The sequence below is a fragment of the Embleya sp. NPDC055664 genome, from assembly GCF_053618075.1.
In genome coordinates this window covers 100,885-118,029 of sequence record NZ_JBSHGZ010000003.1, presented here as the reverse complement: position 1 = coordinate 118,029, position 17,145 = coordinate 100,885, and the positions used below count along the sequence as shown (strand labels likewise).

The 17,145-nt window shown below is 72.1% G+C and carries 15 protein-coding genes; 12 read left to right on the top strand and 3 right to left on the bottom strand.

What is annotated here, in order from left to right:
* Positions 1 to 101: 101 nt before the first annotated feature.
* From ACWGR4_RS06265 to ACWGR4_RS06255, 3 genes are read left to right on the top strand one after another with little or no spacing between them, the layout of a single operon-like run.
* On the top strand, positions 102 to 1,619 hold the full coding sequence (locus ACWGR4_RS06265) for an APC family permease (RefSeq protein ID WP_452131748.1): 1,518 nt from the start codon (positions 102 to 104) through the stop codon (positions 1,617 to 1,619).
* Positions 1,606 to 3,075: a GMC family oxidoreductase gene (locus tag ACWGR4_RS06260; protein ID WP_452131747.1), complete on the top strand. Its 1,470-nt coding sequence runs from the start codon at positions 1,606 to 1,608 to the stop codon at positions 3,073 to 3,075. Before ACWGR4_RS06265 ends, ACWGR4_RS06260 begins: the two co-directional genes overlap by 14 nt.
* On the top strand, positions 3,072 to 4,430 hold the full coding sequence (locus tag ACWGR4_RS06255) for an aldehyde dehydrogenase family protein (RefSeq protein WP_452131746.1): 1,359 nt from the start codon (positions 3,072 to 3,074) through the stop codon (positions 4,428 to 4,430). Before ACWGR4_RS06260 ends, ACWGR4_RS06255 begins: the two co-directional genes overlap by 4 nt.
* Positions 4,431 to 4,520: 90 nt before the next feature.
* On the opposite strand, the gene ACWGR4_RS06250 is transcribed toward ACWGR4_RS06255, so the two are convergent.
* The gene (locus ACWGR4_RS06250; protein WP_380033391.1) at positions 4,521 to 4,979 is read right to left on the bottom strand and encodes a MarR family winged helix-turn-helix transcriptional regulator; all 459 of its coding nucleotides are present in this window, start codon (positions 4,977 to 4,979) and stop codon (positions 4,521 to 4,523) included.
* A gap of 63 nt (positions 4,980 to 5,042) precedes the next feature.
* On the opposite strand from ACWGR4_RS06250, the gene ACWGR4_RS06245 reads away from it, so the two are divergent.
* Positions 5,043 to 5,411 (top strand): VOC family protein, encoded by a 369-nt coding sequence (locus ACWGR4_RS06245; RefSeq protein WP_452131745.1) that lies wholly within the window; start codon positions 5,043 to 5,045, stop codon positions 5,409 to 5,411.
* Positions 5,412 to 5,472: 61 nt separating this feature from the next.
* Here the strand turns inward: ACWGR4_RS06245 and ACWGR4_RS06240 are convergent, their stop codons facing one another.
* A complete protein-coding gene (locus ACWGR4_RS06240; RefSeq protein ID WP_452131744.1) occupies positions 5,473 to 6,465 on the bottom strand; it encodes an aldo/keto reductase in 993 nt (330 codons plus the stop codon).
* A 174-nt stretch (positions 6,466 to 6,639) separates the two neighbouring features.
* On the opposite strand from ACWGR4_RS06240, the gene ACWGR4_RS06235 reads away from it, so the two are divergent.
* From ACWGR4_RS06235 to ACWGR4_RS06205, 7 genes are all read left to right on the top strand, one after another.
* Entirely contained in the window at positions 6,640 to 8,085 is a 1,446-nt protein-coding gene (locus ACWGR4_RS06235; protein ID WP_452131743.1) for an MFS transporter, read from the top strand.
* A 64-nt stretch (positions 8,086 to 8,149) separates the two neighbouring features.
* Entirely contained in the window at positions 8,150 to 9,676 is a 1,527-nt protein-coding gene (locus tag ACWGR4_RS06230; protein WP_452131742.1) for an FGGY family carbohydrate kinase, read from the top strand.
* Between the two features lie 66 nt (positions 9,677 to 9,742).
* Positions 9,743 to 11,458 carry a glycerol-3-phosphate dehydrogenase/oxidase gene (locus tag ACWGR4_RS06225; protein WP_452131741.1) on the top strand — a complete coding sequence of 572 codons (1,716 nt, stop codon included), beginning with the start codon at positions 9,743 to 9,745 and terminating at the stop codon, positions 11,456 to 11,458.
* On the top strand, positions 11,455 to 12,996 hold the full coding sequence (locus tag ACWGR4_RS06220) for an FAD-binding oxidoreductase (protein ID WP_452131740.1): 1,542 nt from the start codon (positions 11,455 to 11,457) through the stop codon (positions 12,994 to 12,996). The genes ACWGR4_RS06225 and ACWGR4_RS06220 overlap by 4 nt, the downstream gene beginning before the upstream one ends.
* Positions 12,997 to 13,024: 28 nt before the next feature.
* Complete coding sequence (locus tag ACWGR4_RS06215) at positions 13,025 to 13,687, top strand: glycerol-3-phosphate responsive antiterminator (protein ID WP_452131739.1); 663 nt, start codon at positions 13,025 to 13,027, stop codon at positions 13,685 to 13,687.
* Positions 13,688 to 13,698: 11 nt separating this feature from the next.
* Positions 13,699 to 13,998: a putative quinol monooxygenase gene (locus tag ACWGR4_RS06210; protein ID WP_380001242.1), complete on the top strand. Its 300-nt coding sequence runs from the start codon at positions 13,699 to 13,701 to the stop codon at positions 13,996 to 13,998.
* Positions 13,995 to 15,143: an alcohol dehydrogenase catalytic domain-containing protein gene (locus ACWGR4_RS06205; protein ID WP_452131738.1), complete on the top strand. Its 1,149-nt coding sequence runs from the start codon at positions 13,995 to 13,997 to the stop codon at positions 15,141 to 15,143. Before ACWGR4_RS06210 ends, ACWGR4_RS06205 begins: the two co-directional genes overlap by 4 nt.
* Before the next feature lie 25 nt (positions 15,144 to 15,168).
* Here the strand turns inward: ACWGR4_RS06205 and ACWGR4_RS06200 are convergent, their stop codons facing one another.
* Positions 15,169 to 16,104, bottom strand: coding sequence for a LysR family transcriptional regulator (locus ACWGR4_RS06200; RefSeq protein WP_452131756.1), 936 nt, complete (start codon positions 16,102 to 16,104; stop codon positions 15,169 to 15,171).
* Positions 16,105 to 16,184: 80 nt separating this feature from the next.
* Here ACWGR4_RS06200 and ACWGR4_RS06195 point away from each other — a divergent pair, with 80 nt between their 5' ends.
* A complete protein-coding gene (locus ACWGR4_RS06195) occupies positions 16,185 to 16,922 on the top strand; it encodes an SDR family NAD(P)-dependent oxidoreductase (RefSeq protein WP_380033373.1) in 738 nt (245 codons plus the stop codon).
* Positions 16,923 to 17,145 lie beyond the last annotated feature (223 nt).

Below are 17,145 nucleotides of genomic sequence, written 5' to 3'. Positions count from 1 at the left end.
CGGCGCGCCCGGGGCGGTCTTTGAGATCAAAATAAACACAAGTCATTGACGATTATGAACGCGCCCTTCATGATTCCGGTACCCCACCGAAGGAGGGCCGGATGACATCGGCCAGTCCCCGCACGTCCCGTCGCGCGCCGACCCGCCTCGACGCGCCCGCCATGCTGCTGTGCGCGATCGTCGGCCTCGACACCTTCGGCGCCGTCGCCGCCAACGGCCCCCAGGGGCTGACCTGGATGGTCGTCCTCGGGCTGCTGTTCTTCGCCCCCTACGGGCTGCTCATCGCCGAACTCGGCGCCGCCTTCCCCCACGAGGGCGGCCCGTATACCTGGACCAAACTGGCCTTCGGCCGCCTCCCCGCGGGCATCAACCAGGTCTTCTACTGGATCTCCAACCCGGTGTGGCTCGGCGGCTCGCTCTGCATCGTCGCGCTGACCACCTTCGAGACGTTCTTCCACCCGCTGCCCGGCGCCTGGCAATACCTCGCCGGCGCGATCTTCGTCGGCGCCGCCGGATACGCCGTGCACGCCTCTGAGACCGTCGGCCGCCGGGTCACCCTCGCCGGCGCCCTCGCCCGCATCCTGCTGCTCGGCTTCTTCGTCCTCTCGCTCGCGGTCTACGCCGTCCGCCACGGCGTGCAGTCCCAGCCCGGCGGCGACTACCTGCCCACCTACCTCGGCCTGGTCGCGCTCACCCCGGTCATCGCCTTCAATTACATGGGCTTCGAGGTCCCCAGCGCCGCCGAGGCGATCGGCAACCCGCGCCGCGAGGTACCCGCGGCCCTGCTGCGGGGCGGACTCGGCTCGGTCCTGCTGTACGGCGTGCCCATCCTCGGCACCCTCCTCGTACTCCCGGCCGAGCGGCTCGGCTCGCTGTCCGGGTTCATCGATGCCTGCCGTGCGGTGTTCACCGTGTACGGCGGCCATGTCACCGCCGACGGCGACATCGTCCTCACCGGCGCCGGCGCGGTCCTCGCCAAGGTCGCCGCCGCCGGCCTGATCATCGGACTGTTCACCAGCGGCACCGCCTGGGCCATGGGCCTGAGCCGCGCCCAGGCGGTGGCCTGCGCGGACGGCGCCGGACCCGCCTGGCTGGGCCGGGTCTCCGCCCGCACCGGCGCCCCAGTGCGGGTCAACCTCCTGTCCACGGCGATCGCCGCCACCGTGATGGTCGCCTCGATCGCGCTCACCGACGGCGACGCCCGCAAGTACTTCAGCGCGGGCATCGGCCTGGCCATCTCCGCGACCGCCATCTCCTACCTGCTCACCTTCTCCTCGTTCCTGGTGCTGCGCCGCAAGTACCCCGACACACACCGCCCCTACCGGGTACCCGGCGGCGCCGCCGGTGCCTGGACGGTGACCGTGCTGACCGTCGGCACCATGCTCTTCACGGTCGTCGCCCTCGTGTGGCCCGGCCTCGGCGTCGGCTGGTTCGGCACCTCCGGAACACCCGCCGACTACCTCCCGGACGGATTCGCCGGCCAACGCGGCGCCTACACCGCGAGCCAACTCGTCCCCATCGCGCTGATCCTCGCGATCGGCCTCCTCTTCCACCTGCTCGGGCGACGCGCCCGACCTTCGACCACCCCCGACCGAGGAGTCACCGTTGACGCTGCCTGACCACGCCGAGATCGTCGTCGTGGGCGGAGGTACGGCCGGCTGCGTCGTCGCCGGCCGCCTCGCCGAAGAGCACCCGGTCCTCGTCCTGGAGGCCGGACCCGACTACGGCCCCGAGCATCGCTCCTGGCCCACCGACCTGCTGGACGCCACCACATTGCCCACCTCGCACGACTGGGGCTACGCCGAGGGCCGGCACACCTTCGAGCGATGCCGGGTGATCGGCGGCTGCTCCACGCACAACGGCTGTACGCAGAGCGTCGGTTGGGCCGGCGACTACGACGCCTGGGCCGCAGCCGGCAGCCCCGGGTGGGACGCGGACACGCTGAGCCCGCACTTCGCCGCCGCCACGCGGGCACTGCGGCTGCGGCACTACCGAGAGGACGAGATCCAGCCGTTCCAGCGCCTGTTCACGGCCGCCGGCGGCAAGCTGGGCCTGCCCGTCCGGCACGACCTCGACCGACTCGACGGCGGCGAAGGCATCGGCTGCGCACCGGTGAACATCACCGCGGACGCGGTCCGGGTCAACACCGCCTTCGGCTACCTCGACCCGGTCCGCGAGAGCGGCAACCTCACCGTGGTCGGCGGGATCACCGCCGAGCGCGTCGTGGTCGCGGACGGGCGCGCGGTCGCCGTCGACGTGCGCACCGCCGACGGTGCGCGGCATCGGATCGGCGCCGACCTGATCGTGCTCGGCGCCGGCGCCTACGGCAGCCCCGAGATCCTGCTGCGCTCGGGCATCGGGCCGCCCGAGCACCTCACCGACGTCGGCATCGCCGTACGCCACGCCCTGCCCGGCGTCGGCGCCAACCTCCACGACCACCCCGCCGTGCAGCTCGAATACGCCGCGACTGCCGAACTCGCCGCGGATCTCGCCGACTTCGCCCGTACCCGGATGTTGCCCGACGAGCAGGCGATCGCCAAGGTCCGCTCGCCGTACGCCGGCGACGCCCCCTACGACCTGCACGTCTACCCGTGGGTCGAGCGCGACGAGCGGGCGCGCCACGGGTGGCGCTGCATCCTGCCGGTCGCGCTGCTGCGCCCGCGGTCGCGCGGCACCGTACGCCTGCGCTCGGCCGACCCGTACACGCGGGCCGTGGTCGACCACGCCTACCTGACCCACCCGGACGACCTCGCCGCGATCGGGTACGGCCTGGACTGGCTCGAGCACCTGGACATGGCCCCCTACCTGGGCACCCCACTGCTCACCCCGCACGGCGACCGGAACACCTGGATCCGGTCCCATCACCAGCACTACTGGCACCCGGCGGGCAGTTGCCGGATGGGCCCCGCCGACGACCCGGCGGCGGTGGTCGAACACACCGGCCGGGTGCACGGCCTGGCCGGCCTGTACATCGCCGACGCCTCCGTCTTCCCCAACGTCCCCCGCGCCACCCCCGCACTGCCGACCACCGTCGTCGGCGAGCGCATCGCGGCCTTCCTCAAGGAGATCCTGTGACCGACGACGCGACGCACAGCCCGATCGTCGATCCGCGCACCGGCGAGACGTACGACAGCGTCCCCATCGCGGGGCCGGCCGAGGTCGACGCGGCCGTCCGGGCCGCCGCCGAGGCGTTCGAGACGTGGCGGCGCAGCACGCCCGGGCAGCGCCAGGAGGCCCTGCTCGCACTGGCGGACGCGATCGCCGCCGACGCGGAGCGCATCGCCGCCGTCGAATCGCGCAACACCGGCAAGGACTTCAGCGAGGTCCTGGAGGGTGACATCCCGGCCGGCATCGACGTGTTGCGGTTCATGGCGGGCGCCGCGCGCGCCGCGCACGGGCCGCTCGCCGCCGAATACGTGCCCGGCCACACCTCGACCGTGCTGCGCGAACCCGTCGGCGTGTGCGCGCTGATCACGCCCTGGAACCATCCGCTGGGATCGGCGCTCGACAAACTCGCCCCCGCGCTGGCCGCGGGCAACACCGTCGTGCTCAAGCCCGCCGAGACCACCCCGCTCGGCACGCTCGTCCTGGGCGAGTTGTGCGCGAAAGTGCTCCCGCCGGGTGTGGTCACCGTCGTGTGCGGCGACCGGGGCACCGGCCGGGCCCTGGTCGCGCACCCGATCCCGGCGCTGATCTCGCTGACCGGGAGCACTCGGGCGGGCGCGGAGATCACCGCCGCCGCCGGCGTCAAGCGCCTGCACCTGGAACTGGGCGGCGACGCACCGGCGATCGTGCTCGCCGACGCCGACCTGCGCGAAGCGGCCGACGGTATCGCCCAGGCGGCCTTCTACAACGCCGGCCAGGACTGCACCGCCGCCTGCCGGGTGTTGGTCGCCGCCGACGCGCACGACGAACTCGTGGGGCTGCTGGCCGAGCGGGCGGCGCGGACCGAGGTGGGCCCGCTGAACAACCGCGACCACCTGGATCGGGTCGCCGCGTACCTCACCGGGCTGCCGGCACACGCCACCGTCGTCACCGGCGGGCGGGTGGGCGACGGGCCCGGATTCCACTACCCGCCCACCGTGGTCACCGGTGTGCGTCAGGACGACACGATCGTCCAGGACGAGGTGTTCGGCCCGGTCCTCACCGTGCAGGCCTTCGCCTACGAGGCCGACGCGGTGCGCTTGGCCAACGGGGTCGCGTACGGCCTGGCCGCATCGATCTGGACGCGCGACGGGGCCGCCGCCGATGCCCTCGCCAGTCGGCTCGACGCAGGCACGATATGGATCAACTGCCACGGTGTCTACGCCACCGAGATGCCACACGGCGGCTTCAAGCAATCCGGCTACGGCAAGGACCTCTCCACCTACGCGCTCGACACCTACACGCGGGCCAAACACGTGATGCGCGCCCTGCCGGCCGACCGCTGACCCGACACCCGACCGCCGCGGCCGGACGCCGCCCGCCCCGCCGCGACGCGACGCGACGCGTCACCGTACGCGCCTGTGGCGAGGGGCGGGCTATCGGCCGTCGTCGGTGTCGCGCAGGGAATCGATCATGCTTCGCAGGCTGCGGAACGCGGCCGCCTGTTCGGGCCCGGTCATGCCGGTCAGCATCTTGAGTTCGACGGATCGCACCGCCGTGGTCGCCTTTTCCAGGCTTCGGCGGCCTCGGGGGGTCAGCCTCGCGGGGAGGGCCTTTCCGACGGGGGCCTCCGCGGGTCTGGTTACGTAGCCGTCTCGTTCCAGGGCCTGGAGCAGGACGTTCATCGTCTGCCGGGTCACGAACGCGCCGCGCGCGAGTTCGGAGTTGGACAGGCCCGGGCGTTGGGCCAGCAGTTCGAGGCAGGAGTAGTGCGTCACGCTCATCCCGAGGGGCCGCAGCACCTCCTCCATGGCCGCGCGCAGGGCGCTCGAAGCCTCTTTCAGCAGGTAGCCCAGGGATGTGTCCAGGTCGACGCCCGCACCGTTTTGACTCATGTCAGGATTCTGACATACCTTGATGTGTGTCAGGAACCTGACATGCAACGAAGGAGTATCGCCATGCCCGCCACCGGCCCCGACTTCATCTCGCTCCAGGTGCGTGACCTCGACGCTTCGCAGGCGTTCTACGAGCACTACCTCGGCCTCGTCCGCTCGCCGGCCGGGCCCCCGCACGCCGTCGTCTTCGAGACCAAGCCGATCGCGTTCGCGCTGCGCGACATCGTGCCCGGCACCGATCTCGCGTCCGCGGCCCGACCCGGCATCGGTGCCGCGATCTGGCTGCACGCCACCGACGTCCAGGCCATCCACGACGCCCTCGTCGCCGACGGTCACCCCATCGTCGCCGCGCCGATCGACGGACCCTTCGGCCGCACCTTCACCTTCGCCGACCCCGACGGCTACCACGTCACCCTCCACGACCGCACCTGACCAGCCGCTGACGCCCCGACCCGACGGCGGGCAGCCGGCGAGTCGGGGCGGCACGGGTCGGTCAGAGCTGTGCGCAGAGGCGGTCGATTTCGGCGATCTCCGGCTCGGTCAGGTCGGGTTGGCCGACCGCGGACAGGTTCTGCTCCAACTGCCGCACACTGCTTGCCCCGACGATGACCGAAACCACCCTCGGGTCGCGCAGGATCCAGGTGAGGGCGAGTTGGGCCAGCGTCTGGCCGCGGTCGCCGGCGAGCTTGTTCAGCGCGCGCAGCAGGGTCAGGCGCTCCTCGGTGAGGGCGTCCTCGGTGAGGAAGTGGCCCACCGCCATCCGCGAGTCGGCCGGGACGCCGTTCAGGTAGCGGTCCGTCAACAGGCCCTGCGCCAACGGGGAATACGCGATCAGCGCGGTCCCGGTCTCGCCGACCGCGTCCAGCACGCCCCGCTCCGGCTCGCGGTCCAGGATCGAGTACGCCGACTGGTTGAGCAGTACCGGAGTGCCGAGGTCGCGCAGGATCTCCACGGCCCGACGGTGCTCCTCCGGACCGTAGTTGGAAATGCCGGCGTACAGCGCGCGCCCGGACCGAACGGCCGTGTCCAGCGCGCCCATCGTCTCTTCCAACGGGGTGTCCGGGTCGTAGCGGTGCGAGTAGAAGACGTCGACGTAGTCGAGCCCCATCCGGCCCAGCGACTGGTCCAGGCTGGCCAGCAGGTACTTGCGCGAACCGCCGTTGCCGTACGGCCCCGGCCACATGTCCCAGCCGGCCTTGGAGGCGATGAACAGCTCGTCGCGATAGGGCCGGAAGTCGGCCCGGAAGTGCACCCCGAAGTTGGCCTCGGCCGACCCGTACGGCGGCCCGTAGTTGTTCGCCAGGTCGAAGTGCGTCACCCCGAGGTCGAAGGCGCGTCGCAACACCGCGCGCTGGACCTCCATGGGCTGGGTGTCCCCGAAGTTGTGCCACAACCCGAGCGACACCGCGGGCAACTCGACCCCGCTGCGTCCGGCACGGCGATAGCGCATGGATTGGTAACGGTTCTCGGCGGCAGAGTGGATCATTACCCCATCTTGGCCCTCGACCGCCACCCTTGACACCCCCGGATGTCCCTCCTAGGGTCCAGAGCATTCTTTGGCAGGAACAGACGAAGACCACCTGTCGGTGGCTTCGCTGTGCCCTCCTACGCGTTAGCGCTCGCGTGTCACCGACCGGTCCTTTTTTCCGAGGACGGGAACATGGCACAGCAGCCGAGCGTCAGAGGCGTCAAGGACGTCGTCGCGCTCATCGACCGGCAGGGGACGATCTCCGGCCGGTCCAGGGTCATCTGGTTCCTCGTGTTCGGGGGACTTTTCCTCGACGCGTACTCCAACGCCGCACTGGGCGCCGGGCTCGCCCCGATGACGAAGCAGATGGACCTGAGCAGCACCCAGGTCTCCATCCTCACCGCCACCGCACCCGCGCTGGCCATCCTGTTCAACCCCATCGGCGGCTGGCTGGCCACCCGGATCGGCCGGGTGCCCCCGCTGCTGCTGGCCAAGCTGTTCGCGCTGGCCGGCGCGGTGATCGCGGCCACCGCCGACGACTTCCTCGTGGTGTGGATCGGCCGGGTCCTGGTCGGTGTGGCCTACGGCGTCGACTTCGCGGTGGCGATGGCGCTGCTCGCCGAGTACACGCCCAAGTCGCTGCGCGGCCGGCTCAATCTGTGGCAGGGCATCTGGTACATCGCCACCACGGGCAACCTGCTGCTCACCCTGATCTGCTTCAAGTTCGACGTCGGCGCCGACATCTGGCGCTGGTCGGTCGGCTCGGCCGGGGTGATCGCGCTGACCCTGTTCCTGCTCCAGTGGGCGTTTTTGGTGGAGAGCCCCACGTGGCTGGCCACAAAGGGTCGACTGGAGGACGCGGTCCGCAACCTGCGCCGCATCTACGGCATCGAGGCGGTCGCCGGCGCCGTGCCCGACAAGGCGGACGCCGAGGAGGCGCCGCCGAACGTGGGGATCAAGCAGGCCGGGATCCTGTTCCGCGGCTCGTATCTGCCGCGCACCCTGCTGTCCTCGGCGATCTCGCTGGGCCAGTCCATGCAGTACTTCGCCGTCGGCTGGTATCTGCCGGTGATCAGCCTGGCCATCTTCGGCAACAGCTTCGAGAAGGCCACCATCGGTTCGATGGTGTTCAACGCCTTCGGCATCGTCGGCGGCCTGCTCTCCGCGTACTTCGCGCGCCGGCTCGGCCTGCGGATCAGCTCGGCGATCGGCTTCGGCGGCGTGTTCGTGATGCTGCTCGGCATGGGGCTGACCTTCGACCGGGTGCCCACCTGGATCGCGTTCATCCTCCCGGCGCTGTTCATCTTCTGTCACTCCGCCGGTCCCGGCGCCAACGGCAAGTCGATCGCCGCGCTGTCCTACCGCAGCGAGGTGCGCACCCTGGGCACCGGCGTGACCGGGATGATCGGCAGCTTCGGCAGCGTGGCCGGGCTGTACCTGTTCCCGCAGATCAAGGACGGCATCGGCCTGGACAAGACCTTCATGGTGTTGGCCGTCGTCCCGCTGCTCGGCCTGCTCACCTGCCTGGCGATCCGCTGGGACCCGACCCGGGCCGTCTCGCCCGACGAGGACCCGAACGTGCCGATCATCGCCGCACCGTCGGCCGGGCCCGCGAACCCCGCGTTGGTCACCCGCTGAAGCGGGTCCGTCACGCGAGACTCGCACTCGGATCAAGCGGAGATATCGCACCGAAAGGGCTGTGATGACGAAGACGTTGCACCACCCCGGCCGGCGCCTGGGCATCCTGTCCGTGGACGAGGGCACCACCGGGACCCGCGCCGGAGTCGTGCAGGACTCCGGGGCGGTCACCCACCTGGCGTATCGCACGATCGCCGTGGACCACCCCGACGAGGACTCGGTCGAGCAGGACCCGATGGAGATCTGGTCGGCCACCCTCGACGTGTGCCGCGAGGCCCTGGCCGGCGCCCGTGCCGACGGCGTGGAGATCGTCGCGCTCGCGCTGTCCACACAGCGGGCCACCGCGATGTTGTGGGACCGGCGCACCGGCCTGCCGCTGGTGCCGGCATGCGTGTGGCAGGACCGGCGCTATGCCCGGGACCTGCTCGGCTACGAGGCCGCGTGGGACGAGCGGCTGCTCGCCCGGCTCGGCCGCCCGGTGGGCAGCAGGGCGCCGTTCCACTGGGCCGCGCGGCAGATCGCCGAGCGGCCGGAGGTGGCCGAGGCGTACAAGGCGGGCACGCTCGTGTTCGGCACCGTGGACACCTGGCTGGCCTGGCGCTTCACCGGCGGGGCCGCGCACGCGGTCTCGGCGAGCAACGCCGGCTCGATCGGCGCCTACCTGCTGCGTGAGCACGCGTGGGACCGCGAGTGGATCGAGCACCTGGGCTACCCGCTCGAACTGCTCCCGGACCTGTTCGCCGACGACGACCTCGGCTACGGCCGCACCGACCCCGAACTGCTCGGTGTGGAACTGCCGTTGGCGGCGGTGATGGGCGACCAGCACGCGGCGCTGATCGCGCTGGGCGGACTGGCCGCCGGCCAAGGGATGTGCATGTACGGCACCGGCACCTTCGTGGACGCGGCCACCGGCCGCACCCCCGCGATGCCGATCCCGGGCATCGCCGGGGTGCTCGCCCAGCCCGGTTGGCGCCAGGGCGACACCACGCACTTCAGCCTGGAGGCGTACTGCTCGACCACCGGGTCCGCGCTGCGCTGGTTGTGCGACGACCTGGGCCTGTTTGCCTCGCCGGCGGAGATCGGCGAACTCGCCGCGGGGGTCGACGCCGACGCGGGCCCGCGCGAGTGGTTCGTGCCCGCGCTCGCCGGGATCCGCACCCCCGAGTGGCGGCCCGAGGCACGGGCCGCGCTCGGCGGGCTGACCCTGGCCACCACCCGGGCCGATGTGGCCCGGGCCGTGCTGGACGGGATCGCGCACTCCGTGTGCGACCTGATCGACGGCGTCGCCGCCACCATGCAGGCCCCGTTCGCCCGCCTTCGGGTGGGCGGCGGGGTGGCCGGCAGCGACACCCTCATGCAGATCCAGGCCGACCTGGTCGGCCTGCCGATCGAGCGCGCCGCCGACTCGGCCACCGCGAGCCTGCGCGGCACCGCCTACCTGGCGGGCGTCCGCGAGGGCCTGTGGTCCTCGCTCGACGAGGTGGTCGAGGCCCAACCACGCGGCCGGATCTTCGAACCGACCACCACCCCCGACCGGCGCGCCACACAGCGCGCCGCCTGGCGAAGCGTGCTCGCCGGCTACCCCGCCTGAGCCGAACCGCCCGTACGACCCGGCGGCGCGAACCGTGAACCGCCGGACAGACCCCAGGAGTTGATTGTGATTTCGATGCCCGCCCGCAAGCCACGACGGGCGTCGGCGGCGGCCACGAGAGGCACCCCGCTGCTTCTCGACCGCGGCCGGGCCAAGCACCGACTCGCGGACCACCGCTTCGACGTGCTCGTCGTCGGCGGCGGCGTCACCGGCGCCTACGCCGCGCTCGACGCGGCCTCGCGCGGCCTGGACGTGGCCCTGGTGGAGAAGGACGACTTCGCCTCCGGGACCTCCTCCAAGTCGTCGAAGATGGTGCACGGCGGCCTGCGCTACATCGAGCAGGGCAACGTCAACCTGGTCCGCCACTCGCTCCTGGAAAGACACCGCTTCCGCAAGAACGCGCCGCACCTGGTGCATCGCCTGCCGTTCCTGTTCCCGATCCTGGAGAAGGAGGGCGTTTTCGACGCCCGCCTCGCCAAGGGCTTCGAGGGCCTGCTGTGGACCTACGACCTGGTCGGCGGCTGGCGGATCGGCAAGCTGCACCAGCGGCTGACCGTCGACGAGGTACTGACCCACGCGCCCACGCTGCGCGCGGACCACCTCCAGGGCGGGCTGATGTACTTCGACGGCCGCGCCGACGACGCCCGCCTGGTGCTGACCATCGTGCGCACCGCCGCCGCGCTGGGCGCCACCGTGCTCAACGGCGCCACGGTGGACCGGATCCTGACCGAGCGCGGCCGGGCCGCCGGAGCCCGGATCGAGGTCGACGGCGAGCGCTTCGACGTGCGCGCCTCCGCCGTGGTCAACGCCACCGGCGTGTGGAGCGACACCGTCGACGGACTGGCCGACGACGACCACCGGCCGCAGGTACGACCCGCCAAGGGCGTGCACATCGTGGTTCCGTGGCACAAGGTCCGGATCGACTGCACGGTCACCGTGCCCATCCCGGGCCGGGCCCGCCGCGCCACCTGCACCCGCTGGGGCGACGCGGTCGTGCTCGGCACCACCGACGAGGACTACCGCGGCTCGATCGACGACGTGCACTGCACCCGCCCGGAGATGGAGTTCCTGCTCGAAGGCGCCAACACCGCGTTCGAGGGCCGGCTCACCCCGGACGACGTGATCGGCAGCATCGGCGGCCTGCGTCCGCTGGTCGGCGGCAAGGAGGGCGCCACCCTCGACATGAGCCGCGACCACCACATCTCCGTCGGCCGCGGCGGCATGGTCACCGTCACCGGCGGCAAGCTCACCACCAGCCGGCACATGGGCGAACTGGTGATCGACAAGGTGATGCAGGTCCTGGGTCGCAAGGGCCGCAGCCGCACCACCAACCTGCCGCTGATCGGCGGTGCCGGCTACGACGCCGAGGCGGTCGCCGCGTCCGGCGGCCTGGCCGCACACCTGGGCGAGCGCTACGGCACCGAGGCCCGCTTCGTCTCCGACCTGCTCGCCGAGGACCCCGCGCTCGCCGAGCCGGTGGTCGCCGGCATGCCGTACATCAGGGCCGAGGTCGTCTACGCGGCCCGCTCCGAGATGGCCCGCTCGGTGGACGACGTGCTCTCCCGACGCACCCGCTCGCGCCTGTTCGCCCGCGACGCCTCGGCCGCCGCGGCCCCCGAGGTCGGCCGGCTGCTCGGCGCCGAACTGGGCCTGACCGCCGCGCAGATCGACCGCCAGGTCGCCGACTACCTCGCCGCCGTGCGGCACGAGAAGGCGGTCCTGCTCGGCGAGCCCGAAGAACCCACATCCGCAGTGATCGCACCCCAAGGAGCCGCGAAGTGATCAGCAGGCAGACCATCACCAACCCGTTCAACCGCGGCGACTACATCGTGGGCGCGCCCACCCCGGCCAAGTGGGCCCGGAACACCCCGATCGGCACCGGCGACGCGTCGCTCCAGGGCACCGTGGTCGAGGTGCCCGCCCCGGTGATCGAGGACCTGCGCGCCGCCGCCAAGGCCGTGTACACCGACCGCGACGACGTGGTCGCCCGTACCCGCGACTGGTGGGCCGGCACCATGATCGGTGAGACCGACGGCCGCCCCGCCACTCCCGACGCGGTGATCGTCGAGGTCGTCGACGCCGACCAGGTGGCCGCCGTACTGCGGATCTGCCACGCCGCCGGCATCCCGGTCACCGCATCCGCCGGCCGCAGCAACGTCACCGGCGCCGCGCTGCCCGTGCACGGCGGCGTCGTGCTCGACCTGTGCGGACTGAACCGCATCGTCTCCTTCGACGCCGAATCGCTCGTCGTCGACGTCGAGGCCGGCATGTTCGGCGACCTGTTCGAAAAGGAACTCCAGGAGACCCACGGCGTCACCACCGGCCACTGGCCGTCCGCGTTCGCCGTCTCCACCGTCGGTGGCTGGATCGCCTGCCGCGGCGCGGGCCAACTCTCCACCCGCTACGGCAAGATCGAGGACATGGTCGTCGGCATCGACGTGGTGCACGCCGACGGCACCCGGGCCACCTACGGCGACTACCCGCGCGCCGCCACCGGCCCCGACCTGCGGCAGATCTTCATCGGTTCGGAGGGCACGCTCGGCGTGATCGTCTCCGCGCGCATCCGGGTACACCCGCTGCCCACCTACGCCAAGGCGCTCGCGTTCGGCTTCGACACCTTCGCCGAGGGCCTGGACGCGTGCCGCAAGATCATGCAGCGCGGCGCCACCCCGGCGGTGTTGCGCCTGTACGACAAGCTGGAGAGCGGGGTGCACTTCGACCACCCCGAGACCAACCTCCTGCTGATCGCCGACGAGGGAGACCCGATCCTGGTCGACGCGATGCTCGAGGTCAGCGAGGAGGTCTGCCTGAGCTACGGCCCCGAACTGGACAGCGACGCGGTGTTCGAGCGCTGGCTGCGGGACCGCATGCTGGTCGGCAAGTCCTCCGACGGCTTCACCCCGGGGCCCGGCTTCGTCGCCGACACGCTGGAGATGGCCGGGTCGTGGACGGCGCTCGGCGAGGTGTACGACGAGGTGGTCGCGGCGATCCAGGCGGTGCCCGGCACGCTCGCGGCCTCCGCGCACCAGTCGCACGCGTACACCGACGGCGCCTGCGTCTACTTCTCGCTGCGCGGCGACGTGGACCGGCCCCGGCGCCGCGACTGGTACCGCGCGGTGTGGGACGCGGCCAACGAGGTGCTGATCCGGCACGGCGCCGCGCTCAGCCACCACCACGGCTGCGGACTGCTGCGCGGCCCGTACCTGCCCGCCGCGCTCGGTGCCGGGTTCGACACGTTCGCCAAGGTCAAGGCCGGCCTCGATCCGGCCGGAATACTCAATCCTGGCAAACTGGGCCTGCCCAACCGCTTCGATGCGTGAGGCGGCCGAGACCCAGCCCAGGTAGGTCATGAACGCCAGTCGACGCCCCGCGAGCGCGCCCCGGATGTCCTCCGTGCTCTCGTCCGCCTTCGCCGAGGTACCCGTGATCGCGTCGATCATCGGACCCCAGCGCCTGCAGAACTTCCTCGGCGCGCCCGCACAGGTGTGCATCCTCGCGTCCATCCCGGTCGGGCAGCTGCCGAACATCGTGCAGCTGCTCGGCAGGGCGGGCAAGACGGTGTTCGTCAACGTGGACAGTTGCCCCGGCCTGGCCCAGGACAAGGGCGCGCTGGAATTCCTCAAGGCGATGGGCGCGCACGGCATGGTCAGCACCCGACTCTCGCTGATGGAGAAGGGCCGCCCGCTCGGGCTGCTGACCATGCAGAAGGTGTTCGTCACCGACCGCTCCAACATGCGCCGCAGCACCGACGCGATCGCGCGCGGCGGCCCCGACCTGGTCGAGATCATGCCGTCGCCGATCGTGGCCCGGATGACCCCCGAGGCCAAACGCGCGATGTCGCCGTTCGTCGCGGCGGGCTTCGTGGAGACCGCCGAGGACGCCGCTGCGGCACTCGCGCTCGGCGCGGTCGCCGTGGCCACGTCCGACCCCCGGTTGTGGGACCTGCGGCGCGACCGGCTCGGCGCGACCGCGCCACCCCCGCCCCCTGTTTCCCCGCCCCGTAGTACGTAGGAGAACCACCCTTGAGTTACGTAGTCGTCGCCCGCTATCTCACCCATCCCGACGCGCAGGACCAGGTGCTGACCCTGCTCGACGAGATGACCCGCCACTCGCTGGCCGAACCCGGCTGCCGGAGCTATCGCGTACACCAGGGCACGGAGGAGGCCCGGACGATCGTGCTCGTCGAGGAGTACGACGCAGAGGCCGACTTCACCGCGCACTGCGCCTCCGCGCACTTTCGGGAGATCGTGCTCGGCAAGGTGGTGCCGCTGCTGGTGAGCCGGGACGTGGTCCGGCTCACCCCGCGCGAGGTCGCGCCGTGAGGATGCGGGCCGCCGTGCTGCGCGCGACTTCGCAGGCCCGGCCGTACGGGACGAGCCGGCCGGTCGCGATCGAGGACGTGGAACTGGGCGAGCCGCGTGCGGGCGAGGTGCTGGTGCGCATCGCCGCCGCGAGCCTGTGCCACTCCGACCTGTCCGTGGTCAACGGCGATCGGGTCCGGCCGCTGCCGATGGCACTCGGGCACGAGGCGGTCGGCGTGGTCGAGGCGGTCGGGCCCGGAGTGGACCGGGTCGCGCCGGGGGAGCACGTCGCGCTCGTGTTCGTGCCCAGCTGCGGCCACTGCGTGCGGTGCGACGAGGGCCGGCCGGCGCTGTGCTCGGCCGCCGCGGCGGCCAACGGCTCGGGCGGGCTGCTGCACGGGCCGTCGCTGCTCCGGGGCGCGGACGGCGCGGTGGTGCACCACCAGCTCGGGGTGTCCGCTTTCGCCGAATTCGCGGTGGTGGCGCAGGAGTCGGTGGTGCCGATCCCTCGCGACGTGCCGTTCGAGGTGGCGTCGATGTTCGGCTGCGCGGTGCTGACCGGGGCGGGTGCGGTGATCAACACGGCGGCGGTACGGCCGGGCCAGTCGGTCGCGGTGTTCGGCCTCGGCGGGGTCGGCCTGTCCGCCGTGCTCGGCGCGCGGGCGGCCGGGGCGTACCCGATCGTCGCGGTCGACCCGGTCCCCGCGAAGCGCGACCTGGCCGTGCGGCTCGGTGCGTCGCACGCGTACCACCCGGAGGAGGCGGTGGACGCGATCGGCGGCCTGGTCGGCGACGGCCTGGACGTGGTGATCGAGGCGGTCGGCAGCGCCGGCGTGATCGCGGACTGCCTGGCGGCGGTGGGTCGAGGCGGCCGGGTGGTCTCGGTCGGCCTGCCGGCGCCGGGTCGGCGGTTGGACGCGGTGCCGGCGCTGGCCTTCGCCGGCGAGGGCAAGTCCCTGATCGGCTCGTACATGGGCGACGCGGTCCCCCGCCGCGACATCCCCCGCTACCTGGCCCTGTGGCGGGCCGGGCGGATGCCGGTCGAGCTGCTGCACACGGGCACGGTCGAACTGGACGACCTGAACGAGGCGATGGAGGAGCTGGCAAGCGGCGAGGCCATCCGCCAGGTGATCCGCACGGGAGCCGCGGTGGCGGCCGGGCGGTAGGCCCCGGGGGTGCGTGCCCCGGTCACTACGCCAGTGCGCTCAGGTGGTCGGGGTGGGCGGCGGCGACATCGTGGGCGGCTCGGACGAAGGCGGCGACGGCCGGGGATCGTGAGGTCTCCGGCCAGGCGACCACGACCGTGCTGGGGCTGAGGCCGGTGACCGGCCGATACGCGATGTCCGGGCGCTGGTGGCGCTTGGTGGTGGACAGCGCCAGGAACGCCACCGCCTGGCCCAGCGCGACCACCTCCAGAAGTTGCTCGACGCTCGCCACGAGCGGCCCCTCGGGCGGGTCGGCCGGCGCCGAGCCCGGCCGGCCGTCGCCCCCTTCCGCTCCGTCGCATCCCGTGTAGTAGGCGAGGGTGGCGGGGGCGGCCCCCTTCCAGCGTGGGATCGGTTCGCCCTCCAGGTCGGCCGGCCGCAGTCGCCGTCGTCCGGCCAGGCGGTGCGCGGCGGGGAGCACGGCCAGTCGCGGCTCGACCACGAGCGTCTGGGAATCCAGCCCCCGACCGTCGAACGGGCTGCGCAGCAGCGCCACATCGGCACGGCCGTCCCGCAGCATGGCGATCGGCTCCCCGCTGCCGCCGACCACGACCTCGGGCGGCGGCAGACGCGAACCCGTTCCCCGGTAGGCGTCGAGGATCTCCCGCAACAGCCCCGCATCGCCTCCCGGCTTGACCGCCACGACGAGTCGGGGGGTCGGCTGACCGGCCCGACGTGCCCGCCGGGCCGCCGCGTGCACCGCGTCGACCGCGATCCGGGCCTGGTCGAGCAGCACCCCACCGGCGGTGGTCAGCCGCACCCGCCGGGTGGTGCGCTCCAACAGGCGTACACCGAGCCGGGATTCCATGTGGGCGATCGCCTTCGACAGCGGGGGCTGCGCCATCCCCAGGCGTTCCGCGGCCCGGCTGAAGTTCAGCTCCTCGGCGACCGCGATGAAGTACCTCAGCTCCCGCACCTCCAGCTCACTCATATCCGTGGACTATAGATCCAGAGTCGTCCGGTCTTTCCCCGCCGCCCGTGGTTCAGGGGAGGCTGGGTGCCATGACGACGACTTCGCAGCAGACCGCCCTGATCACCGGCGCGAACAAGGGCATCGGCAAGGAAACGGCGCGCGGGCTCGCCGCCCTCGGCATCACCGTGTTGATCGGCGCCCGCGACGCCGAGCGGGGCGAGGCGGCGGCCGAGGAGCTTCGCGCCGACGGCGCCGACGTACGGTTCGTACCGCTGGATGTCACCGACGAGATGTCGGTCCAAGCCGCCGCCAGGCGGATCGACGCCGCGTTCGGCCGCCTCGACATCCTCGTCAACAACGCCGCGATCGCCGCCGAACCGCGAAAGCCGAGTGAAACCCCCGCCGCCACCGTCCGGCAGGTCTACGAAACCAACGTATTCGGCGTCATCGCGGTGACCCACGCCATGCTCCCGCTGCTACGCCGCTCCGCCGCCGCACGGATCGTCAACATGTCCAGCGAACTCGGCTCCCTCACCCACCTGGCCGACCCGGGCAGCCCGTGGGCCCCGTACTCCTCGACCCTCCTCCCCTACTGCACCTCGAAGAGCGCCCTGAACGCGATCACCGTGCTCTACGCCAACGAACTGCGCGCCGAAGGAATCCTGGTCAACGCGGTAAGCCCCGGCTACTGCGCGACCGACCTCAACCGCCACACCGGCCAACGCACATCACAGGAGGGCGCAACCGCCGCAGTCAACGCGGCAACCGCGGACAAGCACGGCCCAACGGCCGCCTTCCTGACCGAGACCGCTCCGATTCCCTGGTAAAACCCTCGCCCCATCCCCACCCACTCCGCCCGGCCGGCGCTTGAGGCCAAATCAGCCCCGCCGGCGCTTGAGGCGAAACAGCCCCGTCGGCGCTTGAGGCGAAACAGCCCGGCCGGCGCTTGAGGCCACCTCGGCCGGAGGCCGGGGGCACTCAGCCCGGCCGGCGCTTGAGGCCAAAAGCCGGGCCGGCGTTTGAGGCCGTCGTGGTGGGCCGCGGAGCGCG